Annotated in this window: 19 protein-coding genes; 11 read left to right on the top strand and 8 right to left on the bottom strand. The window is 63.2% G+C overall.

Going from position 1 to position 23,119, the window contains the following annotated elements; all coding sequences use genetic code 11:
• Nucleotides 1-22: 22 nt before the first annotated feature.
• Nucleotides 23-1,522 (bottom strand): phosphomannomutase/phosphoglucomutase, encoded by a 1,500-nt coding sequence (locus LVY71_RS03270; RefSeq protein ID WP_235098137.1) that lies wholly within the window; start codon nucleotides 1,520-1,522, stop codon nucleotides 23-25.
• A gap of 149 nt (nucleotides 1,523-1,671) precedes the next feature.
• Between LVY71_RS03270 and LVY71_RS03265 the strand changes: the two genes are divergently transcribed.
• The gene (locus LVY71_RS03265) at nucleotides 1,672-2,274 is read left to right on the top strand and encodes a DUF938 domain-containing protein (protein WP_235098134.1); all 603 of its coding nucleotides are present in this window, start codon (nucleotides 1,672-1,674) and stop codon (nucleotides 2,272-2,274) included.
• 113 nt (nucleotides 2,275-2,387) lie between these two features.
• Here LVY71_RS03265 and LVY71_RS03260 read toward each other — a convergent pair whose 3' ends face one another.
• From LVY71_RS03260 to LVY71_RS03250, 3 genes are all read right to left on the bottom strand, one after another.
• Nucleotides 2,388-2,927 (bottom strand): TIGR02281 family clan AA aspartic protease, encoded by a 540-nt coding sequence (locus tag LVY71_RS03260; RefSeq protein WP_235098132.1) that lies wholly within the window; start codon nucleotides 2,925-2,927, stop codon nucleotides 2,388-2,390.
• Nucleotides 2,928-3,070: 143 nt separating this feature from the next.
• A complete protein-coding gene (gene hrpB, locus LVY71_RS03255) occupies nucleotides 3,071-5,542 on the bottom strand; it encodes an ATP-dependent helicase HrpB (protein ID WP_235100003.1) in 2,472 nt (823 codons plus the stop codon).
• A 160-nt stretch (nucleotides 5,543-5,702) separates the two neighbouring features.
• Nucleotides 5,703-7,013, bottom strand: a complete 1,311-nt coding sequence (locus tag LVY71_RS03250) for a UDP-glucose dehydrogenase family protein (protein WP_235098130.1) — start codon at nucleotides 7,011-7,013, stop codon at nucleotides 5,703-5,705.
• A gap of 143 nt (nucleotides 7,014-7,156) precedes the next feature.
• Here LVY71_RS03250 and LVY71_RS03245 point away from each other — a divergent pair, with 143 nt between their 5' ends.
• Both LVY71_RS03245 and polA read left to right on the top strand, forming a co-directional pair.
• On the top strand, nucleotides 7,157-8,215 hold the full coding sequence (locus LVY71_RS03245; RefSeq protein WP_235098129.1) for an acyltransferase family protein: 1,059 nt from the start codon (nucleotides 7,157-7,159) through the stop codon (nucleotides 8,213-8,215).
• A gap of 218 nt (nucleotides 8,216-8,433) precedes the next feature.
• Nucleotides 8,434-11,502 (top strand): DNA polymerase I, encoded by a 3,069-nt coding sequence (gene polA, locus LVY71_RS03240; RefSeq protein ID WP_235098127.1) that lies wholly within the window; start codon nucleotides 8,434-8,436, stop codon nucleotides 11,500-11,502.
• Between the two features lie 82 nt (nucleotides 11,503-11,584).
• On the opposite strand, the gene LVY71_RS03235 is transcribed toward polA, so the two are convergent.
• Nucleotides 11,585-12,211: a glutathione S-transferase family protein gene (locus LVY71_RS03235; RefSeq protein ID WP_235098125.1), complete on the bottom strand. Its 627-nt coding sequence runs from the start codon at nucleotides 12,209-12,211 to the stop codon at nucleotides 11,585-11,587.
• Nucleotides 12,212-12,320: 109 nt separating this feature from the next.
• Here LVY71_RS03235 and pyrE point away from each other — a divergent pair, with 109 nt between their 5' ends.
• The 4 genes from pyrE (at nucleotide 12,321) to LVY71_RS03215 (ending at nucleotide 16,322) form a co-directional block, all read left to right on the top strand.
• The gene (pyrE, locus tag LVY71_RS03230; RefSeq protein WP_235098122.1) at nucleotides 12,321-12,884 is read left to right on the top strand and encodes an orotate phosphoribosyltransferase; all 564 of its coding nucleotides are present in this window, start codon (nucleotides 12,321-12,323) and stop codon (nucleotides 12,882-12,884) included.
• A 100-nt stretch (nucleotides 12,885-12,984) separates the two neighbouring features.
• Nucleotides 12,985-14,454, top strand: coding sequence for a sodium:proton antiporter (locus LVY71_RS03225; RefSeq protein WP_235098120.1), 1,470 nt, complete (start codon nucleotides 12,985-12,987; stop codon nucleotides 14,452-14,454).
• Between the two features lie 27 nt (nucleotides 14,455-14,481).
• Nucleotides 14,482-15,411, top strand: coding sequence for a ketopantoate reductase family protein (locus LVY71_RS03220; RefSeq protein WP_235098118.1), 930 nt, complete (start codon nucleotides 14,482-14,484; stop codon nucleotides 15,409-15,411).
• A gap of 125 nt (nucleotides 15,412-15,536) precedes the next feature.
• Nucleotides 15,537-16,322 carry a DUF2865 domain-containing protein gene (locus LVY71_RS03215; RefSeq protein WP_235098116.1) on the top strand — a complete coding sequence of 262 codons (786 nt, stop codon included), beginning with the start codon at nucleotides 15,537-15,539 and terminating at the stop codon, nucleotides 16,320-16,322.
• On the opposite strand, the gene LVY71_RS03210 is transcribed toward LVY71_RS03215, so the two are convergent.
• The gene (locus LVY71_RS03210; protein WP_235098113.1) at nucleotides 16,323-16,754 is read right to left on the bottom strand and encodes a hypothetical protein; all 432 of its coding nucleotides are present in this window, start codon (nucleotides 16,752-16,754) and stop codon (nucleotides 16,323-16,325) included.
• 210 nt (nucleotides 16,755-16,964) lie between these two features.
• Between LVY71_RS03210 and LVY71_RS03205 the strand changes: the two genes are divergently transcribed.
• The 3 genes from LVY71_RS03205 (at nucleotide 16,965) to LVY71_RS03195 (ending at nucleotide 19,436) form a co-directional block, all read left to right on the top strand.
• The gene (locus LVY71_RS03205; RefSeq protein WP_235098111.1) at nucleotides 16,965-17,390 is read left to right on the top strand and encodes an OsmC family protein; all 426 of its coding nucleotides are present in this window, start codon (nucleotides 16,965-16,967) and stop codon (nucleotides 17,388-17,390) included.
• A 135-nt stretch (nucleotides 17,391-17,525) separates the two neighbouring features.
• Nucleotides 17,526-18,359 carry an acyl-CoA thioesterase gene (locus tag LVY71_RS03200; protein ID WP_235098109.1) on the top strand — a complete coding sequence of 278 codons (834 nt, stop codon included), beginning with the start codon at nucleotides 17,526-17,528 and terminating at the stop codon, nucleotides 18,357-18,359.
• A gap of 189 nt (nucleotides 18,360-18,548) precedes the next feature.
• Nucleotides 18,549-19,436 (top strand): hypothetical protein, encoded by an 888-nt coding sequence (locus LVY71_RS03195; protein ID WP_235098107.1) that lies wholly within the window; start codon nucleotides 18,549-18,551, stop codon nucleotides 19,434-19,436.
• Nucleotides 19,437-19,517: 81 nt separating this feature from the next.
• Here the strand turns inward: LVY71_RS03195 and LVY71_RS03190 are convergent, their stop codons facing one another.
• Both LVY71_RS03190 and LVY71_RS03185 read right to left on the bottom strand, forming a co-directional pair.
• Entirely contained in the window at nucleotides 19,518-21,134 is a 1,617-nt protein-coding gene (locus LVY71_RS03190; protein WP_235098105.1) for a phosphoenolpyruvate carboxykinase, read from the bottom strand.
• A 227-nt stretch (nucleotides 21,135-21,361) separates the two neighbouring features.
• Nucleotides 21,362-22,099, bottom strand: a complete 738-nt coding sequence (locus LVY71_RS03185) for a HugZ family pyridoxamine 5'-phosphate oxidase (RefSeq protein ID WP_235098104.1) — start codon at nucleotides 22,097-22,099, stop codon at nucleotides 21,362-21,364.
• A gap of 242 nt (nucleotides 22,100-22,341) precedes the next feature.
• Between LVY71_RS03185 and LVY71_RS03180 the strand changes: the two genes are divergently transcribed.
• Nucleotides 22,342-23,043 carry a response regulator transcription factor gene (locus LVY71_RS03180; RefSeq protein ID WP_006022364.1) on the top strand — a complete coding sequence of 234 codons (702 nt, stop codon included), beginning with the start codon at nucleotides 22,342-22,344 and terminating at the stop codon, nucleotides 23,041-23,043.
• Nucleotides 23,044-23,119 lie beyond the last annotated feature (76 nt).

Here is a 23,119-nt window from a genome sequence, read left to right as displayed (position 1 = left end):
GTTTTAAAGGCGCGCCGGCGCGTCAGATCTTCTGATTATATTCGCCGACTTCGGGATGGGTGCGCAGCACCGAGTCCATCGCCTCGAACATGTCGCGCATGCGTTGCTCCGAGACCGGGCTTTCGACCACCACCACCAGTTCCGGCTTGTTGCTTGAGGCGCGCACCAGGCCCCAGCTTCCGTCCTCGCAGGTGACGCGAACGCCGTTGACCGTCACCAGATCGCGGATCGGCTGACCGGCGACCTTGGCGCCCTTGGCTTTCAAATCCTCGAAGTGCTTCACCACCTGCGTGACGATTCCATACTTGGTCTCGTCGGAGCAGTGCGGCGACATGGTCGGCGACGACCAGGTCTTCGGCAGCGCATCTTTCAGGTCCGCCATGCTCTTGCCGGTGGCACGGTCGAGCATCTCGCAGATCGCAATCGCGGAGACGAGGCCGTCGTCATAGCCGCGGCCGACCGGCGCGTTGAAGAAGAAGTGACCGGACTTTTCGAAGCCCGCCAGCGCCTTCAATTCGTGAGTGCGGCGCTTCATGTACGAGTGGCCGGTCTTCCAGTAGGTCGTCTGCGCGCCCTGCTTCTGCAAGAGAGGATCTGTCACGAACAGGCCGGTGGATTTCACATCGACCACGAACTGCGCGTTCTTGTGGATCGCGGACATGTCGCGCGCCAGCATCACGCCGACCTTGTCGGCGAAGATTTCCTCGCCGGTGTTATCCACCACGCCGCAGCGGTCGCCGTCGCCGTCGAAGCCTAAGCCCACATCCGCCTTGTGTTCGAGCACCGCGTCGCGGATGGCGTGCAGCATTTCCATGTCTTCGGGATTCGGATTGTACTTCGGGAAAGTGTGATCGAGTTCAACGTCCAGCGGGATCACCTCGCAGCCGATCGCTTCCATCACCTTCGGCGCGAACGCGCCCGCTGTGCCGTTGCCGCAGGCGACCACCACCTTCAGCTTGCGCTTCAGCTTCGGCCGCTTGGTGAGGTCGGCGATGTAGCGCGCCGGGAAATTTTCGTGGAACTGATAGCCGCCCGCTGGCTTCAGCTTGAAATCGGCGTTGAGCACGATTTCCTTCAGGCGATTCATTTCGTCCGGCCCGAAGGTCAGCGGACGGTTCGCGCCCATCTTCACGCCGGTCCAGCCGTTGTCGTTATGCGAGGCGGTGACCATCGCGACACAAGGCACGTCGAGGTCGAACTGCGCGAAATACGCCATCGGCGTCACCGCGAGCCCGATGTCATGCACCTTGCAGCCCGACGCCAAAAGGCCAGAGATCAGCGCGTATTTGATCGAGGCCGAATAGCCGCGAAAATCGTGCGCAGTGACAATCTCCTGCTTCTGGCCCATCTCGCCGATCAGGGTGCCGAGACCCATGCCCAGCGCCTGAATTCCCATCAGGTTGATTTCCTTGCCGAACAGCCACCGCGCATCGTATTCGCGGAAACCCGTCGCCTTCACCATCGGCTCGGATTCGTAGGCGTAGGTATTGGGAACGAGTTCGGGTTTCGGTTTTGGAAACATCAAATGGCCTCACGGGAAAAACGGCGAATAAAGTCCAGCAGCTTTAGCGAATGCCTCAAGCCGAGGAAAGGCGGGAGCCAAGCATTTACGAACGAATTGCGGCATATTGGCAGCGACTTCGTACAGCTTCCATTCAGATCGGGCATGCCATGATCGACCATCGCCTTCAGTATCCCGCCACCGAGCGCAACCGCGACGCCATTCTCGATGTCCTGCGCGGTGTGCTTCCCGAAGCGGGCATCGTTCTCGAGATCGCGAGCGGATCGGGTGAGCATGTCGTGCATTTCGCGCGGGCATTTCCGAATCTCACATTCCAGCCCTCCGACCCGGAAGATGCCGCCCTGCACAGCATCGCGGCATGGACGCAGGACACCGGTGCGGCGAACGTGTTGCCCCCGGTGATGCTGGATGCGGCATCGGATCGCTGGCCGGTGGGGAAAGCTGACGCCATTCTGTGCATCAACATGATCCACATTGCGCCATGGCGCGCAACAGAAGGACTGTTGCGCGAGGCGGCTGCGCTGCTGCCCCAGGGTGCGCCGCTTTACCTCTATGGCCCCTATCGGCAGGCGAGCGTCGTCACCGCGCCAAGCAACGAGGCGTTCGACGACAGCCTGAAGGCACGAAATCCGGAATGGGGCCTGCGCGATCTGGAGATCGTCGCGGCGCTGGCGCGGGATAGTGGATTTTCAGCGCCGGTCGTCACCGCAATGCCGGCGAATAATCTCAGCGTGGTGTTCCGACGGGTGTAGTTAAGTTGTCATTGCCGGGCTTGACCCGGCAATCCATCTTCTCAAACAAATTTTTATAGATAGATGCGCGGGTCAAGCCCGCGCATGACGACTTCTTGCAGCCGCAGCTATGCTTACTGCTCCATCACCAGCTTGCCGCCGGCGAATTCGAAGCGCTTGAGCTTCGACAGGAACGACAGGCCGAGCAGATTTTCCGACAGTGCGGCGTCGGGCAGCACCAGCGCATCCACGTCGCGCACCACGAGACCACCGATGTCCACCATCGCAAGCCGCGTGCGCGCGGCCTTGACCGAACCGTTGGCGGTGGAGACGTTGGCGGTGTAGTCGCTGCGCAGCGGGCGCACGCCGATCTGCGCGGCGGAGGTTTCATTCAGCGCGATCACCGACGCGCCGGTATCGACCATGAAGCCGAGGCGGCGGCCATCGACGCGGCCTTCGGTCTGGAAATGCCCGCGGCTGTCGCGCGGAACCGTCACGCTGCGCGCACCGGCCTGTGCCGTGGTTTGCGGCTGCATCGATGCAAAGGCGTTCATGGCCCTGGCCTTGTCGACCGCCTTGGCCTGCGCCTTGTCGGTCGTGATCTTGTCGGCCATCTGCGCCATCGACGTGCCGAGCACGATGAGAATGGCCGCCAGAATCATGATGCCACGCATGACGCACACCTGTACTCAAACGGCCCACACACGGACCTGACCCCAGTCGACCGGCACTTGAAACCAAGCCATCCGGTCAAGAGAGCGTTTTCGGCGATAAGGGTGAGCGAAGGGTTAATTTCAATCTGCGTTGAGGCAGCGGCTCAGGTTCCACGCGGCTTGACCCGGCGGGTCGGCGGCGCGGATGCCGGATCTTCCGGCCACGGATGGCGCGGATAGCGCCCGCGCAGATCGGTGCGCACGGCGGCGTAACTGCCGCGCCAGAAGCCCGGCAGATCGCGCGTCACCTGCACCGGCCGATGGGCGGGCGACAGCAATTCCAGCACCAGCGGAATCTTGCCTTTCGCAATCGAGGGATGAACCGTCAGCCCGAACAATTCCTGCAACCGCACGGCGATGGTCGGCCCCTGCTCCGCTTCATAGTCGATCGGCAGCGAGGTTCCGGTCGGCGCCTCGAAATGCGTCGGCGCTTCGCGGTCGAGCCGCGCGCGGGCATCCCACGGCAGCAGCGCCATCAGCGCATCCGACAGATCGCCTGCGGAAAAGCCCGCCAGCGAGGTCTTGTCGAACAGCGCAGGCGCGAGCCAGTCGGCGCGCGTCTCCGCCAACGCATTGTCGGAAAGATCAGGCCAGTCATCAGGAGAGGCTGCGCGCAGAAACATCACCCGGTCGCGCCATTGCTTGAGCGGTTTCGACCACGGCAGGCGATCGATGCCCGCCGCGACAAGACCATCCGCCAGCACCCGCGCGGTCTCTGCCGACGGCGCAATCGACAGCGGCTGTTCCGACAGCGTGATCGCGTGCAGCTTCTTCCTGCGCCGTGCGCGCAACGCCATGGCCGATCTGTCGAACGTCACCTCGTCATCGGTCTGGATATGATCGGCGAACTGCTGCTCGATTTCGGTCTGCGTGATCGGCGCGGCCAGCAGGATGCGTCCGTTCGCCGCCGTGCCGGTGAGTTCCGCGACCGCGATATAGGGCGATTTCGCCAGCACCGACGTCTGCTCGATGCTAGCGCCGCGTCCATTGGCCAGCACGAACGACCCGTTGCCGCGATTCCTCGCCACACGATCCGGGAACGCCAGCGCCAGCATGATGCCGGTAGATGGTGCTTGATCGTCAATGTCGAACGGTTCGCTCGCCACAACTTGTTTCGCCCAACGACCCGCGAGTTGCCGCGCGCTTTGCGCCCGCTGCGAACGATCACGGCGGAAATTGTCCAGCCGTGCATCGAGATCGGCGCTGTCGCCGCCGAGGCCGCGCTCGGTGAGAACAGCAGCGATCATCGCGGCCTCTTCGCCTGCGCCGAGCCGATGGGAGTCCACGATCATACGCGCCAGCCGCGGCGGCAGCGCCAGCGCGCGCAGGCTGTTGCCCTCTCTCGTGATGCGGCCGGAGTCATCGATCGCGTTCAGTTCACGCAGCAGCGCGCGCGCTTCGGTCAGCGCCGGGACTGGTGGCGGATCGAGAAACGCCAGGGTGGACGGATCGGTCGCACCCCAGTGTGCAAGGTCCAGCACCAGCGACGACAGATCGGCGGAGAGAATTTCAGGGCGCGTATAGGCTTCGAGAGCGACGGTCTGCGGCTCGTCCCATAGCCGATAGCAGATGCCGGGCTCGGTACGGCCGGCGCGACCGCGTCGCTGATCGACCGCGGCGCGCGACGCGCGGATGGTTTGCAGCCGCGTCAGCCCAATATCGGGCTCGTAACGCGGCACTCGCGCCATGCCCGAGTCGACCACGATGCGGACGCCTTCGATGGTGAGCGAGGTTTCCGCAATCGACGTCGCCAGTACCACCTTGCGCTGGCCCTTCGGCGCAGGCGAGATGGCGCGGTCCTGTACCCCCGCATCGAGCGCGCCGAAAAGCGGCACGATCTCGGTGCTGGCATCATTGATTCGCTCAGAGAGAAACGTCTGCGTGCGTCGTATTTCGGCTGCACCCGGCAGGAAGGCCAGCACCGAGCCGGCATCGGCGCGCAATGCCGTCGCGATGGCATCCGCCATCTGGCGTTCGATCTGCACATCCGGCTTGCGGCCGAGATAGCGCGTGTCCACCGGAAAAGCGCGCCCCTCACTTTCGATCACCGGCGCATCGCCAAGCAGCTTCGCCACCCGCGCACCATCGAGCGTCGCGGACATCACAAGAATGCGCAGATCCTCGCGCAGGCCAGTCTGTGCATCGCGCGCCAGCGCAAGCCCGAGATCGGCGTCCAGCGAGCGCTCATGAAATTCGTCGAACAGTACCGCGGCGACACCGGACAATTCCGGATCGTCCAGTATCTGCCGGGTAAAGATGCCTTCAGTCACGACCTCGATCCGCGTCGCGCGAGAGATTTTCGAGCCGAACCGCACGCGATAGCCGACGGTCTCGCCGACCTTCTGATTCAACGTCTGCGCCATGCGCTCGGCGGCGGCGCGCGCGGCAATCCGGCGCGGCTCCAGCACGATGATCTTTTTACCCTTCGTCCATGCCGCATCGAGCAACGCGAGCGGCACGCGCGTGGTCTTGCCCGCGCCCGGCGGAGCCACCAGCACGGCGGTGCTGCCGCGTGCCAGCGTTACGGCGAGCTCGCCGAGGACGGTGTCGATAGGAAGGGGCGTGGAGAAATTCATCATGCGATCTGCTCCCTCTCCCCGTTTGCGGTGAGAGGGTTGGGGTGAGGGGCCATCAGCATAAAGAGGAAACTTACCGGCAGATACAAGTCTCGAAAGCGCCCTTCACCCGGAGGCTGTGCCTCCGACCTCTCCTCTTAAACGGGGAGAGGTGAAAAGCTCAAACTCTCCCGCGCCCCACACTCTCATATGTGAAGCCGAGCGCTTCCATCTCGTCGCGGCGATAGATGTTGCGCAGGTCGACCATCACCGGATTGGCCATCTCGCGCTTCAGGCGCTTCAGATCGAGCGCACGAAACTCCCGCCACTCGGTCACGATCACCAGCGCATCAGCACCCTTCGCCACCGCATACGAATCTTCGCAATAGGTGATGTCCGGCAGTTCGTGCCTGGCCTGCTCCATGCCTTCGGGGTCGTAGGCACGCACCTTCGCGCCGAGATCGAGCAATCCGGTCACCAGCGGGATCGACGGCGCTTCGCGCATGTCGTCGGTGTCTGGTTTGAAAGTCAGGCCGAGCAGACCAATGGTCTTGCCGCGCAGGTTGCCGCCAAGCGCCGCCGCCACCTTGCGGGCCATGGCGCGCTTGCGGTTGTCGTTCACCGCCAGCACCGCCTCGACGATGCGTAGCGGCACGTCATGATCCAGCGCGGTCTTCACCAGCGCGCGGGTGTCCTTCGGAAAGCACGAACCGCCGAAGCCCGGACCGGCGTTGAGAAACTTCGAGCCGATGCGATTGTCGAGGCCGATGCCGCGCGCAACCTCCTGCACGTCGGCGCCGACCTTTTCCGACAGATCCGCCATCTCGTTGATGAAGGTGATCTTGGTGGCAAGAAAAGCATTGGCTGCGTACTTGATCAACTCCGCCGTGCGCCGCTCGGTGTACATGATCGGCGCCTGGTTGAGATAAAGCGGCCGGTAGACTTCGCCTAGAACCTTGCGCGCGCGCTCGTCGCCGGTGCCGACCACGATGCGGTCGGGGTGCTTGAAGTCGCGGATCGCCGCGCCCTCGCGCAGGAATTCCGGATTGGAGGCGACGGCGACATCGGCCTGCGGATTGGTTTCGCGGATGATGCGCTCGACCTCGTCGCCGGTGCCGACCGGCACGGTGGACTTGGTCACCACGACGGTGAAGCCCTGCAAGGCCTTCGCGATATCGCGCGCTGCGGCATGGACGTAGGTCAGGTCGGCATGGCCGTCGCCGCGCCGCGATGGGGTGCCGACTGCGATGAACACCGCATCGGCCTTGCTGACGGGGCCGGCCAGATCCGTGGTGAAATCGAGCCGTCCCGCCTTCACGGAGTCGGCCACCAGCCGGTCCAGATCGGGCTCGAAGATCGGAATCTCGCCGCGGTTGAGCGCGGCGATCTTGCCGGCGTCGGTATCGACGCAGGTGACGCGATGGCCGAAGTCCGCAAAACAGGCCCCGGATACCAGCCCCACATAGCCCGTGCCGATCATGGCGATCCGCATGTCTCATCCTGCAATTAACGACGTTGTTTTCGCGGGCCTTTTAACGCAATTCCACGTGAATTGGGCACAACATTTGTATGAATAAAGGAGAATGAAACCCATGCGCCCCAGGATGGCGCCGGATTGGACCGAAACGGGACACCATGAGCAATAACAGCACAACTGCCGTGTATCTGCCGCCCGCGTCCGAGCGGATCGACTGGGTCGACTATGCCAAGGGCATCTGCATTGTCATGGTGGTGATGATGCATTCGACGCTGGGCGTCGAACTGGCCGCCGGCCAGCAGGGCTTCATGCACCTGTTCGTCGAGTTCGCAAAGCCGTTCCGGATGCCGGATTTCTTCCTGATCTCGGGCCTGTTCCTGGCACGCGTCATTGACCGCGACTGGCGCACCTACCTGGACCGCAAGGTGGTCCATTTCGCTTACTTTTATGTCCTGTGGGTCACCATCCAGTTCGGCTTCAAGGCACCCGCCTTCGCCGCCGAGCAGGGCTGGGCGCATGTCGGCGTCATGTATCTGCAATCTTTCATCGAGCCGTTCGGCACGCTGTGGTTCATCTACCTGCTGCCGATCTTCTTCGTGGTGACGAAGGCGGCGCGGCGGGTGCCGGCGCCCGTGATCTGGATCGCGGCCGCAGCGCTTGAAATGGCGCATGTCTCCACCGGCTGGACCGTGATCGACGAATTCGCCGCGCGCTTCGTCTACTTCTATTCCGGCTACCTGTTTGCGAATTACATTTTTGTGCTGGCCGAACGCGCCCGCGCCCATCCGGGCGGCGCCCTGATCGGTCTGGCGGCATGGGCCGTGGCCAACGGCGTGCTGGTGTTCGCGGGCTTTGCCGAGCGGCCGGGCCTTTCGCTGGCGCTGGGATTCGCCGGAGCTTGCGCCATCATCATTACGGGCACGTTGCTGGCCCGCATGAACTGGCTCGGCTTCCTGCGCACCTGCGGCGAGCACTCCATCGTGATCTATCTCGCCTTCTTCCTGCCAATGGTGATCACGCGCGTGGTCCTGCTCAAGACCGGCATCGTTCCCGACATCGGGCTTGTCGCATTGATCGTCACCACGGCGGGCGTGCTCGGCGCGCTGGCGATCTGGTGGGGGGCCAAACGGGTCGGACTGAACTTCCTGTTCGAGCGGCCCGCGATGTTCTGGATCGCGCCGAAGCGGCCGCGCTCGGCGTTGCAGGCGGCGGAGTAAGGCACAGCTTTCCCATCACATAGGGATCGTCATCACCGGGCTTGCCCCGGTGATCCATCTCCTTGTCGTCCTTATCCTTAAAATTGCGAATGGATGGCCGGGTCACAAGGGCGTTCACGCCCGTCTTTCGACGGGCTATGCCCGGCCATGACGAATTCTGATGTGCAACCTTGTCGCTCGGGGGTGTTAATCGCGGCCAAAATCCTTAAGTTGCCGCCATGCCGAAAAAGCCCGCATCCCCCGCGAAATCATCCGCCGCCCAAGCTGACAAGCCTGCCGCGAAACCCGCCGCCAAACCGGTTGCCGCGAAAGTCCCCGCCTCGGGCGATCACATCTTTCTGGTGGACGGTTCCGGCTACATCTTCCGCGCCTATCACGCGCTGCCGCCGCTGAACCGCAAGTCCGACGGCCTGCAGGTCAATGCCGTGCTCGGCTTCTGCAACATGCTGTGGAAACTGATGCGCGACATGCCGCCCGAGAACAGGCCGACGCATCTCGCCATCATCTTCGACAAGTCCGAAAAGACCTTCCGCAACGAGTTCTACGCCGAATACAAAGCGCACCGCCCGCCCGCGCCGGACGACCTCATTCCGCAATTCGCGCTGATCCGCGAGGCGGTGCGCGCGTTCGACCTGCCGTGCCTCGAACAAATCGGCTACGAGGCCGATGACCTGATCGCCACGTATGTGCGCGAAGCCTGCGAGCGCGGCGCGACGGCGACTATCGTGTCCTCCGACAAAGACCTGATGCAGCTCGTGACCGACTGCGTGTCGATGTACGACACCATGAAGGACAAGCGCATCGGCATTCCCGAGGTGATCGAGAAATTCGGCGTGCCGCCGGAGAAGGTTGTCGAGGTTCAGGCGCTGGCGGGCGACTCGGTCGACAACGTCCCCGGCGTGCCCGGCATCGGCATCAAGACCGCAGCGCAACTGATTGCCGAATACGGCGACCTCGAAACGCTGCTCACGCGCGCGGGCGAAATCAAGCAGCCGAAGCGGCGCGAATCGCTGATCGAGCACGCCGAGAAGGCGCGCATTTCGAAGCGTCTGGTGCAGCTCGACGCCAATGTGCCGCTCGACGTGCCGCTCGATGAGCTGGCCGTGCACGAACCCGACGCCCGCAAGCTGATCTCGTTCCTGAAGGCGATGGAGTTCTCCACGCTGACGCGGCGCGTGGCGGAGTATTCGCAGATCGATCCATCGGATGTCGAAGCCGACGTTGGTATAAAGAGCGCGTTCGCGCCGCCCGCTGTGGCCGCGGATTCGCCCGAGACCCCGCCGCTCGGCGGCGAACCGGATGCCCATGCCAAGGGAACGCTGTCTGCGCCTGATATGTTTGCGGCTGACGCAAAAGAAAGGAAGCCCGCGGCTGCCACTCTCACAACTCAGGCCCTCGCCGCCTCGCGCATCGAAACTGCGCGCGCCACGAAAATCGACCGCAGTACATACGAAACCGTCCGCACGCTGGATCAGCTCAACGCATGGATCGCGCGCGCGCAGGACATCGGCTATCTCGCCATCGACACCGAGACCACCAGCCTCGATCCGATGCAGGCGGAGATGTGCGGCTTCTCGCTGGCGCTGCCGCCGGATCGGGCCTGCTACGTGCCGCTGATCCACAAGCAGGGTGGCGACGGCTCGGGCCTGTTCGCGGGCGGCGCGGCCCCGGATCAGCTCGATGCACGGAAAGCGCTCGCCGCGCTCAAGCCTCTGCTTGAAGATGCCAGCGTGCTCAAGATCGGCCAGAACCTGAAATTCGACGCGCTGCTGTTCGCGCAGCACGGCATCGAGATGCGCTGCATCGACGACACCATGCTGATCTCCTACGTGCTCGATGCCGGACGCGGCTCGCACGGCATGGACTCGCTGTCCGAGAAGTGGCTGGGCCACAAGCCGATCAGCTACAGCGAGGTCGCGGGCACCGGCAAGAACCAGGTCTGCTTCGATCAGGTCTCGATCGAGAAGGCGACGGAATACGCGGCGGAAGACGCCGACGTCACGCTGCGGCTATGGAGCGCGCTGAAGCCACGCCTCGTGTCTGAGCGCATGAACACGGTCTACGAGACGCTGGAGCGGCCGATGGTCGGCGTGCTGGCGCGCATGGAACGGCGCGGCATCATGATCGATCGTCAGGTGCTGTCGCGGCTGTCCGGCGAATTCGCGCAGACCGCCGCGCGCGTCGAGGCCGAAATCCGCGAGATGGCCGGCGAGCCGGTCAATCCCGGCAGCCCGAAGCAGCTCGGCGACATCATGTTCGGCAAGATGGGCCTGCCCGGCGGCAGCAAGACCAAGACCGGCGCGTGGTCGACGTCGGCCTCGATCCTCGAAGACCTCGCCGAGGAAGGACACGCCTTTCCGCGCAAGATTCTCGACTGGCGTCAGGTGTCGAAATTGAAATCGACCTACACCGATGCGCTGCCGACCTACATTCATCCGCAGACCGGACGCGTTCATACCACCTACGCGCTGGCCTCGACCACCACCGGCCGGCTGTCGTCGAACGAGCCGAACCTGCAGAATATTCCGGTACGCAACGAGGAAGGCCGCAAGATCCGCAAGGCCTTCATCGCCAAGCCCGGCCACAAACTGGTGTCGGCAGATTATTCGCAGATCGAATTGCGGCTGCTCGCCGAGATCGCCGACATTCCGTCATTGAAGCAGGCGTTCAAGGACGGCCTCGACATCCACGCCATGACGGCGTCAGAAATGTTCGGCGTACCGATCAAGGACATGCCGGGCGAGGTGCGCCGCCGCGCCAAGGCCATCAACTTCGGCATCATCTACGGCATCTCGGCGTTCGGCCTCGCCAACCAGCTCGGCATTCCGCGCGAGGAAGCCGGCGCCTATATCAAGAAGTATTTCGAGCGTTTTCCCGGCATTCGCGCCTACATGGATTCAACGCGTGATTTCTGCCGCGAGTACGGCTATGTCGAAACACTGTTCGGCCGGAAATGCCACTATCCGGACATCAAGGCCTCGAACCCGTCGATCCGCGCCTTCAACGAGCGCGCCGCGATCAACGCGCGGCTGCAAGGCACCGCCGCCGACATCATCCGCCGCGCCATGATCCGGATGGAAGACGAGCTGGCAGTGAAGAAGCTGTCGGCGCAGATGCTGTTGCAGGTGCACGACGAACTGATCTTCGAGGTGCCGGACGACGAGGTGGAGAAAACGCTGCCCGTGGTACAGAAGGTGATGCAGGACGCGCCGTTTCCCGCGGTGGACATGACGGTGCCGCTGCATGTCGATGCCCGCGCCGCGAACAATTGGGATGAGGCGCATTAGAGCCTCTGTCCTCGCATCATTTGCAATGTCGTCCCCGCGAAATTGCATCCGCGGCTTACGGCAAACTGAACAAGTCGCGAAGCTAACCCAAGCTCACCTCAAACCCGCGCTTCACGCCGGGCCGCACCATCATCGTCTTGTACCAGCGCTCGACGCTGGGAAAATCGCTGAGCGGCACCTTGTGGCGCTCGTGCCGCCAGGCCCAGCCGAGAATGGCAAAGTCGGCGATTGAAATTTTATCCGCGACGAATTCATGCTCCGCAAGACGCGCGTCGAGCACGCCGTAGAGCCGGCGCGTTTCCTTTGAAAACCGTTCGAGGCCGTAGCGGCGGTCCTGCTCATTCTCCAGCGCGATGAAGTGGTGGACCTGACCCGGCATCGGGCCAAAGCCGCCCATCTGCCACATCAGCCATTCCAGCACCGGAATCCGCTCGCCGAGATCTTTCGGCAGGAACTTGCCGGTCTTCTCGCCGAGATACAAAAGAATCGCGCCGGATTCGAAAATACTGACCGGCTTGCCGCCCGGCCCATCGGGATCGATGATGGCAGGAATTTTGTTGTTGGGACTGATCTTCAGGAAATCCGGCGCGAACTGCTCGTCCTTCGAAATGTTGATAGGATGCACCTTGTAGGGCAGTCCCATTTCCTCCAGCGCGACGCTGATCTTGCGGCCATTGGGCGTATTCCAGGTGTAGAGATCGATGGTCATTTGCTCCCCTTTATTGCTCTTGCGCTGTTGACGGTGAGCGATCCGCCGTGGAATGTCCACGTCGCAGAGGATAAATTTCCGCAATTCCCCGCAGCCTGAAGAGATCACCGTGTCCAAATCAGCTTCCCGCGCTCGCCTTGCCGACATCATCCGCAAACGCTCGTTCGGGCGCGGCGAAATCACGCTGGCCTCCGGCCGCAAGAGCGATTTCTATTTCAACCTCAAGCCCACCATGCTCGACCCCGAAGGCGCGGCGCTGCTGGCGGAGCTGTCGCTCGATGCGCTGAAGGACGACAAGGTCGATTACATCGGCGGTCTCGAGATGGGCGCGGTGCCGATCGCAGGCGCGATCGCCCAACTGTCTTGGCTGAAAGGCCATCCGATCGCGGCGTTCTTCGTGCGCAAGAAGCCGAAGGAACACGGCGCGCGGCTTGCGGTCGAAGGCCTCGCCAAGGGCGAAAGCCTCGCGGGCAAGCGCATCGTCATCGTCGAAGACGTCACTACCACCGGCGGCTCGGCAATCAAGGCGGTCGATGCGGTGAAGGATGCCGGCGGCGAGGTCGTGCTGGTGTTCACCATGGTCGACCGCGACGAGGGCGCGACGGAAGCGTTCACCGAAGCCGGCATTCCGTTCCGCGCGCTCTACAAGGCGGGCGAGTTTCTAAAGGGCTGATGCCGGCACTCCTCCTGCGGGCAGACAGTTATTCGGTCGTTCCGGGCAGATGAGCGTAGCGAACGCAGGCCGGAATCCATAACAACGGAATGCGGATAGAATGCAGTTATTTCGATGCCTCAGCCGAATTCAGCGGGTACGGATCCCAGCCTTCGCCGGGGCGACCGCGAAATATGTCCTCGCTTGTCTTTTGTTTCTCCTTCTTCCCGCCCCCGCATTCGCCGCGGAAGGACTGGACGGCGCGAAGCTGTCGGTGCTGTGGGCGCTGCCATTCGTCGGCATCCTGCTGTGCATCGCCACGGGCCCGGTGTTCTATCCGCATGTCTGGGAACATCACTATGCCAAGTTCACCGCGGTCCTCGCCGCGCTGGTGGTCATCCCGCTGTTGCTGACGACGGATGCCCACACGGTCACGGCGACGCTCGCGCACACCGCGTTCCTCGAATACATGCCCTTCATCCTGCTGTTGCTGGCGCTGTTCGTGACCGCGGGCGGCATCTATCTCGAAGGCAACATGCATGACAGCATGTTCACCAACACCGTGCTGCTCGCCGTCGGCGCAGTGATGGCCAGCATCGTCGGCACCACCGGCGCTGCGATGATCCTGATCCGCCCGCTGATCCGCGCCAACGACGACCGCCGCCACAACGCGCATGTCGTGGTGTTCTTTATATTTCTCGTCGCCAATATCGGTGGCGCGCTGTCGCCGCTCGGCGATCCGCCGCTGTTCATCGGCTTCCTGAAAGGCGTCGATTTCTTCTGGACCACTGTGCATCTCTGGCAGGAGACCCTGTTCGTCGGCGGCATCGTGCTGGCGGTCTTCATGGCGGTCGATCTCTACTGCCATCGCCTCGACCGCATCCATGGCCATCCGAAAGACCCGACGCCCGACTCGCCGCTCAGGCTGCACGGCAAGATCAACCTGCTGCTGATCGCCGTCATCATCGCCGCCATCCTGATGAGCGCGCAGTGGAAACCCGGCATCGCATTCACCGTCGCGGGTGCCGAGCTTCAGCTTCAGGATCTGGCGCGCGATGTGATCTTCGTGCTGGTGACGATCTGGTCGCTGGCGATGACGCGCAAGCAGGACCGCGAAGCGAACGGTTTTTCATGGGGACCGATCAGGGAAGTCGCCATTCTGTTTGCCGGCATCTTCATCTGCATTGTGCCGGTGATGGCGATGTTGCAGGCGGGCGCGCAGGGGCCGTTCGCCGCCCTGCTCGGCCTTGTCACCAATGCGGACGGCAGCAACAACGCCGCCGCCTATTTCTGGCTCGCCGGAGGCCTGTCGTCGTTCCTCGACAACGCGCCGACCTATCTGGTGTTCTTCCAGCTCGCGGGCGGCGATCCGCAGGTGCTGATGGTGGCGAAAGCTGCGACGCTGGCGGCCATCTCGTCTGGCGCGGTCTACATGGGCGCCAACACCTATATCGGCAACGCGCCGAACTTCATGGTCTACGCCATCGCGCGGCAGGCCGGCGTCAAGATGCCGAGCTTCTTCGGCTACATGGTCTGGTCGGCGCTGGTGCTGATTCCCACCTTCGTGCTGGCGACATACGTGTTTTTCTGAGCCGGGCCGAACGGAGAGTCCATCGCCATGAAGATCGCGGTCATGGGTGCCGGCGCCGTCGGCAGCTACATCGGCGCAATGCTGGCGCGGGCGGGCCACGATGTCACCCTGATCGCGCGGCCGCAGCATGTCCACGCCATCCGGCAGCATGGCCTCGTGCTGGAGAGCCGCAACTTTCACGGCAACGTTCCGGTGCAGGCTACCAACGAGCCGTCGGGCGTTGCGGGCGCAGACATCGTGCTGTTCAGCGTCAAATCGACCGACACCGAATCCGCCGGGCAATCGATCACTCCCTTTCTGGCGCGCGAGACGGCGGTGCTGTGTCTTCAGAACGGCGTCGACAATGCCGAGCGGCTGCAGGCCAGCATCGGACGGGCAGCGATCCCCGCCGCGGTCTATGTCGCGGTGGAAATGGCCGGTCCGGGGCATGTGCGGCACAAGGGGCGCGGCGATCTCATTATCGGCGCGTCACCCGACAGCGCGGAGATCGCGCGGCAATTCAGCGATGCGGGAATTCCCACCGCCGTGTCGGACAACGTGATCGGCGAGCTGTGGATCAAGCTCATCACCAACTGCGCCTACAACGCCCTGTCGGCGGTGGCGGAGCTTCCCTACGGACCTCTGCTCAAGGTGGAGGGCGTCACCGGCATCATGGAAAGCGCGATCGCGGAATGTCTCGCCGTGGCGCGGGCGCTCGGCATTTCGATTCCCGCCGACATCAATGAGACCGTGCTCGCGCTGGCCGGCACCATGCCGCAACAATACTCCTCAACCGCGCAGGATCTGGCGCGCGGCAAGCCGACCGAGATCGACTATCTGAACGGCTATGTGGTGCGGAAGGGCGCGGCGCTCGGGATTTCGACGCCGACCAATCGGGCTTTGCAGGTCATGGTGAAATTGCGCGAGGCGCACAACGCGCTGTACGACAGCAAGCAGCGGCCGCCTCCACACTCCTAACCTCGCGTTTACCATCACGCGTTAAGGTCATTGACGCTGCGGCAATCGCTGCCGCGGGCGTGAGCGTTGCGTGGGTGCTTCAGGTGTTGCGTAGTCAGTTGCGTATTTCGCGTGTGCGGCGCCGCATGACGCTTGTTCTCGCTGTCGTGCTGGCGATGCCCGTTTCGCTTGCGCCGCGTGCGGCCTCCGCCGGCATTTTCGATTTTCTGTTCGGCAACGATCAGCCTGCGCGCGTGCCTGCCGCGCAGCAGCCAAGCAATGCCTTCGCCGATCCTTTCGGCCTGTCGAATCCAAATCCCGCGCCTGCTCCGGCGGCCACGCCGGGCGGCCGCTTCACCACCTATTGCGTCCGATCCTGCGACGGTCGCTATTTCCCATTGACCGCGCGCGGCGGCGGCACCCCGGCGCAGATGTGCCAGTCGTTCTGCCCGGCGAGCGCAACCAAGGTGTTTTCCGGCAACAGCATCGACTATGCCGTCGGCAATATGGGCGAGCGCTATGTCGATACGCCGAATGCCTTCGCCTATCGCAAGGCGCTGAAAGCGGACTGCACCTGCAATGGCCGCGACCCCGCGGGCCTCGCGCCGGTCGATCTATCGCTCGACACCACGCTGCGTCCGGGCGACATCGTCGCCACCTCGAACGGGCTGGTCGCCTATTCCGGCACCAAGGGCGCGAACGGCCAGACCGCGGAATTCACACCGGTGAACAGCTATCCGGGCCTGACCGCCGAGTTGCGCGCCCGGCTTGGCGAAATGAAAGTTGCGCCGGTGACAGCGGACATTCCCGAAGACACCTACTCGTCGCAGGACATCACAAGCGCGCTGCCCGAGCCGAAATTCGCCCAGCCGATGGCGCCGGACGCATCCCTGCCGCAGATCGCCGCGCCGAAAGCCAGGCGGGCGCTGTAACTATCGCCCGACGATGACGCCGATCACATTGGGCGCGGCGAGATATTTCTCCTCCATCGCCATGCGCGCCCTGGCCCTGATTTCCGGCGTCAGCAGGCCGCGATGTTCGGCGAGGATCATCCAGCAATAGCCCCACCAGTCGGCGAGAATGCCGCCATCATCCACCAGATCGTAGCCGTGTTCGGCGGCGAAGATGCGCGCCCGCGCCTCGTCCAGCGTGTCGAGAAATTCGTGGTCCTTCAGCGAGAACAGGTCATCGCTGAAATCATCGGTGGTGTAGCCCCACACCGACATGCAGACCGCGTTGAACTCGCGGTCGATCTGATCGTCGTCCACCACACGGGTGCGGGCGGCGGCATGGAGGCGGGACAGCGTGCGGGCGAAGTCCGCGATGCGCGTCAGCGCCGTGTTGTCGAAGGCGATAGTGGACATATAGTCCCCGAGATCATTCACAGACCCAAGATATGGTGGCCGAAGTGGCCGAATCACAATGATATATCAATGACTTACTAAAGTGTTCTTAATTTGTTCTGAAATCAATATTCTGTGCACAAAACCGTCGCCTCATATCTGCTAGCCTGCCGCCCGCGCCCTCCGGGCGCCCATCCAGCAAGCAATTCCCCAAACACGGAGCGCGACACCATGAAGACTCAAGGATCGGCCGTCTGGAGCGGCGGCATCAAGGACGGCAAGGGCGCGATCTCGACCAAGAGCGGTGCGCTGACGAATTATCCTTATGGCTTCGCCTCGCGCTTCGAGGGCAAGCCCGGCACCAATCCCGAAGAGCTGATCGGCGCAGCCCACGCCGGCTGCTTCACCATGGCACTGTCACTGATCCTCGGCGAAGCGAAGCTCACCGCCGAGAAGATGGAAACCACAGCCGAAGTCTCGCTCGACAAGGACGGCGACGGCTTTTCCATCACCGCCGTGCATCTCACCCTGAAAGCGAAAATTCCGGGCGCGACGCAGGAGCAGTTCGAAAAGCTCACCGGCATGGCGAAGGCCGGCTGTCCGGTGTCCAAGCTACTGAAGGCGAACATCACGCTGGACGCAAAGCTGGAAGGTTGAGGCGTCATCGCGAGCCCGCTAGCCCCCGGTTTCAAGGCCGGCTTGGTGGCGCTCGCGCATGACCATCATGACTTCGCACGTCATTGAATCCGGCGGCGATCCTGCGAAAACTCATCGCAGCCCACGGAGCGCCCGATGCTTGAGAAGACAGCCGACACCGCCGCCCTCCATCCATTCGACCGCGCCACCCAGATCACAACGGTGGACGGCAAGCCGCGCGGCACGGCCAGCGACGATTATTTCGCCTTCGTCGGTCCGTTCGGCGGCGCCACCGCCGCAACGCTGCTGCGTGCGATCATGGAACAGCCGGACCGCATCGGAGATCCGCTGTCCGTCACCGTGAATCTCTGCGCGCCGGTCGCGAAGGGATCCTTCGCGCTGGATGTGCGCCTCATCAAGGCGACCCGCTCGACGCAGCACTGGATGGTCGAACTCTCCCAGAACGGCGACGTCGCGGCATTCGCGACCGCCGTGTTCGCGGTGCGCCGCCCGTCATGGTCGCATCAGCCGGCGACGATGCCGTCCGCGCCGCCGTTCGATCAGGTCAAACCGATCCCCGACAGCGGCATCGCCAACTGGGTGCGGCAATATCAATTCCGCTTCGTGGAAGGCGCGCCGCGCTACGGCGCGGCACCGCTCGACGTTCCCGCCAGCGCCTATTCAAAAATGTGGCTCAGCGACGCCACGCCCCGGCGCATCGATTTCCTGTCGCTGCTGTCGATGTCGGACACATTCTTCGCGCGCATCTTTCACGCCCGCGGCGAGATCGTGCCGATCGGCACCGTATCCCTGACCACGGTGTTTCATGCCGACGCCAAGGAGCTGGCCGCAGCGGATATCACGGCGGTGCTCGGTACCGCCGACGCCAGCATTTTTCACAAGAGTTTCAGCGACCAGACCGGCGAGCTGTGGTCGCCGGCCGGCCGCCTGCTGGCGACGACGTCGCAGGTGGTTTATTTCAAGGCCTGAACCACCGGCGCGCCATGCCCCATCGATGATGGGCGAATTGTCGCAGCGCGCGGCGTCAACGCCCAATCCAGCTGTCATATTCTCGGTCCATGGTCCGCCGACCTGCTCATGATCCGGCACCTGTTACCGCGGCTCCCGCCGCCATTTCCGGGTTGACGAGTGCGGCCAACAGCCAACCTGGAGTTCTCCATGATTCAGAAATTATCCCATCGCGTCGCGACCGTTGCCGTCGCCGCCGCAGCATCCGTGTTCGCATTCAGCGCGCATGCGGAAATCGACAACAGCTCGCTGTCCGCCCCCGGCTTCCGTCAGCATGTCCGGACCTTCGGTCTGGTCTACACGCTGCCGAAAGAGGTCAACGACACGCTCGACCTCACCACCCGCGGCATGCTCCGCGAAAAGCTGCTCGATGCAAAGCTGGAAGACGAGGCGCAGCGCTTCAACATTCCGCACGTCACCGTCGTGCACATTCATAACGCGGATGCAACCACGCCCGACAAGATGCTGAAGGCGTTGCCGAAGCTGCCGGGCGTCCTCAACGTCACCCTCAAGAAGTTCTACACCACCGAAGCGGCCAAGGGCGCAGGACAGCCCTGGTGGCTGGATCTCGGCATCGTCAAGGAAGGCGCGGACTTCGAAACCATGATGGCGTTCAACACCAGCGCCACTGCCGCGCTCACGCCGCTGCGCGACGGCCCGCTGCCGCGCTGCACGGGGCCGGTCTACGCCGCCATGAGCGATGCCGCGAAGGAACTGGTGAAGACGGTCGGCGTCAGCGGCGTCAACGTTGTGAAGGACGGCAAGGAGCTGCGCTCGCACAATCCGCACAACACCCTTGTCTACAGCAACGTGAAGTTCTCGCCTGAACTGCAGAAGACCATGGATCAGGCGGCAACCGAGTTCAACCAGATCCTGCCCGACGGCATCCCGGTCTCGTTCAAGACCATTTCGATCGTCGAGCTCGGCTTCGCCGGAAACGTGCTGCGCGAAGTCTACCGGATCGATCTTCAGAACGGTTCGATCCTGAACGTCGCCACCGGCAAGACCACCGGCACCACGACGGCCACGGCGCGCTGAGGTCAGACGTCGCACATTCTCCGCAAAAAAAGGGCGGCTCGATGAGCCGCCCTTTCGCATTCAGAATTTTCGCCGAAGCGCTCACTCCGCCGCGAGCTTGACCTCGGGGGCGGCGGCGCGGACTTCCGCGTCGACATGCTTCTCGAACTTCTCGAAGTTCTTCTGGAACATGCCGACCAGCGCGCGCGCGGTCTTGTCGAACTCGGCCTTGTCCTTCCAGGTGTTGACCGGATCGAGGATCTCGCTCGGCACGCCGTCCAGCGCGGTCGGCACCGCGAAGCCGAAATACTTGTCGGTGCGGAACTGGACGTTGCGCAGCGAACCGTTCAGCGCCGCAGTCAGCAGCGCGCGGGTGACCTTGATCGGCATGCGCGAGCCGGTGCCGTACTTGCCGCCGGTCCATCCGGTGTTGACCACCCAGCAATCGACGTTGTGCTTGGCGATCAGCTCTTTCAGCAACTGGCCGTATTCGGCGGGATCGCGGGGCAGGAACGGCGAGCCGAAGCAGGCCGAGAATTCCGGCTGCGGCTCGTTGCCGAGACCGCGCTCGGTGCCGGCCACCTTCGCGGTGTAGCCCGAGAGGAAGTGATACATCGCCTGCGCCGGCGTCAGCTTGGCGATCGGCGGCATCACGCCGAACGCGTCGGCGGCGAGCATCACCAGATTCTTCGGATGACCGGCGCGGCCGGTGCGCGACGCATTCGGAATCGATTCTAGCGGATACGCGGAACGCGTGTTCTCGGTCTTCGAACCGTCGTCGAAATCCGGCACGCGGGTCAGCGGATCGAGCACCACGTTCTCAAGCACCGCGCCGAACTTGATGCTGGCGTCGAAAATCGCCGGCTCCGCCTCGCGCGACAGCTTGATGGTCTTGGCGTAGCAGCCGCCTTCGAAATTGAAGATGCCGTCCGGACCCCAGCCGGTCTCGTCGTCGCCGATCAGCGTGCGGTTCGGATCGGCGGAGAGCGTGGTCTTGCCGGTGCCGGACAGGCCGAAGAAGATCGCCGAGTCGCCGTTCGGTCCGACATTGGCCGAGCAGTGCATCGGCATCACGCCCTGCGCGGGCAGGAAGAAATTGAGCGTGGTGAACACCGACTTCTTCATCTCGCCGGCATACTGGCTGCCGCAGATGATGACGATCTTGCGGGTAAAATCGATCGCGACCATGTTCTCCGACTTGCCGCCGTGACGCTTCGGATCGCAGCGGAAACTCGGCAGATCGATGATGGTCAGTTCGGGCACGAAGCTCGCGATATCGCCAGCCTGCGGACGAATGAGCAGCGTGCGGATGAACAGCGAGTGCCACGCGAGTTCGGTATAAACGCGGGTCTTGATGCTGAACTTGGGATCGGCGCCGCCGTAGAGATCCTGCGCAAACAGCGTCTTGCCTTCGCAGTGCTTGATGACGTCGTCGTGCAGCGCCTGGAACTGTTCGGAGGTGATCGACTGGTTGCCGCCCCACCACATGGTCGTGTCGGTGGTGGCGTCGCGGACGGTGAACTTGTCCTTCGGGCTGCGGCCGGTAAACACGCCGGTCTCGGCGCAGAGCGCGCCCTCGGCGGTCAGCACGGCCTCATTGGCGCGCAGCGCATGTTCGTAAAGCGGCGCGGTGCCGAGGTTCCAGTACACCGCTCCAAGTTTTTTTAAGCCGAATTTGTCGGCGCCGAAGGCCCCGTTGCGTACACCCGTCTCTTGCACTTTCAGAATCTCCCACAAAGACCGCGTATCGTTTCGCGCGCCTGTCGCCAAACGCCCCGTCGCGGATGCCGGGGATGATAGATCCCGGGCCTCGATCCAGCGAGTTATTAGTGGCCAACGCGCAGATTGCCAAGCGGGTCCCGGCGTTTTGGTTGACGAGGCCGCGGAATCGTTCCAACGCAACCTGCCCGTTTATGTTTCACACATCACAGACGTCTGATTCTTCATCAGATTTGTGCGCTGCGGGCCTGCCCTGCGAGCGTTTTGAGCGTTTGCCGCAGTGCGGCAGGCGTAGCGAGCCGCTGTGGAAATTCCAGCCGGAGCGTGCGCGATCCGTCCTGCATATCGAGACCGTCCGGATCGCAGCCGGTGCAGCGCCACGCGCCATCCGCGGCGCCGAGAAGATTTGTCGCATACAAATTCATCGCCTCCGCATGGTCGGCATTCATGTGCGCGACAATGTCCGGCTCGGCTTCGATCAGTGCTTCCGCGCCCGTCAGATCGGTGAGGAAATCCTTCGTCGCGAGATCGACGATGCGGCCGAAGCCGGCGACCAGATGCACGCCGCTCGGCCTGACCCGGAAAAACGAGAAATCGCGGAAGCCCGCAAACTCTTCAGCCGACGGATGGGCCGCGAGATAGCGCCGCTTCAGCAGCGCGGTATCGTCGCCCTGCGCTTCTTCCGCCGTGCCCGCCAGCATGATGCGCGCGCCTTCCAGTGGATCACCCGGCGCGCGTTCGTCCAGCATCAGCGACACGCGCGGATCATGCAGAATATTTTTGGTGTGGATCGCAAGCCGCGAGATCAGCAGGATCGGCGATCCGTCCGGCGTTGATGCAACATTCACCAGTGAGCAGTAGGGATCGCCCGATCCCGGCATCAACGTCGCGAGCGCGCCCTGGCGGGAGCGCGCCAGCAGCGAGCGCGTGAGGCGGGCCGGTTTGACAGGAGTGGAAGGGTCCATTTACGGGCCTGAATTCAAAGGTTAACGGGCTTTTTTGCGGCCAAAAGGGGTTATATCCGGGAACAATGGACCTATATAAGCGTCAGGTTCCCGTATTCGCAGGGTTCAGGAACTCGGTCACATTTCAGCCCAGCTTGCATTGCTCGTTGAAGATAAGCGAACGCCTTATTTCACGGCATCCCGGCTCAGCCGGTCAGTACACAGTCGCCACGCCCGAAACTATCGATTTGGAAAGCAGGCTCATGCCCACAATCGCCCTGGTCGATGACGACCGCAACATTCTCACATCGGTCTCGATCGCGCTGGAAGCCGAAGGCTATCGCATCATGACCTATACGGATGGCGCGTCCGCCCTCGACGGGTTCAAGACGTCGCCGCCGGACCTCGCCATCCTCGACATCAAGATGCCGCGCATGGACGGCATGGAAACGTTGCGCCGCCTGCGCCAGAAGTCCGACCTGCCGGTGATCTTCCTCACCTCCAAGGATGAGGAAATCGACGAACTGTTCGGCCTCAAGATGGGCGCCGACGATTTTATCCGCAAACCATTCTCCCAGCGCCTGCTGGTGGAGCGCGTCAAGGCGGTGCTGCGCCGCGCGGTGCCGAAGGACCCCGCCGCCACCCAGAAGGAAATGGACGCCAAGGCGCTGGAGCGCGGCCTGCTGCGCATGGACCCCGAGCGTCACACCTGCACCTGGAAAAACGAGCCGGTGACGCTGACCGTCACCGAATTCCTGATCCTTCAGGCGCTCGCGACCCGGCCCGGCGTGGTGAAAAGCCGTAACGCGCTGATGGACGCCGCCTATGACGACCAGGTCTATGTCGACGACCGCACCATCGACAGCCACATCAAGCGCCTGCGCAAGAAGTTCAAGGCGGCCGACGACGACTTCGAGATGATCGAGACGCTGTACGGCGTCGGTTACCGCTTCAAGGAAACCTGATCGCTCAACGCCCGTCATGGCGGGGCCGTGGAGCGGGGAAAGCCTCCGCCATCGGCCTCCCGTCCACGACGAAAGC

It is taken from the genome of Bradyrhizobium sp. G127, assembly GCF_021502575.1.
Lineage (GTDB): Bacteria > Pseudomonadota > Alphaproteobacteria > Rhizobiales > Xanthobacteraceae > Afipia.
Note: the sequence above shows the minus strand (reverse complement) of the source record. Positions and strands in the feature narration are given on the sequence as shown.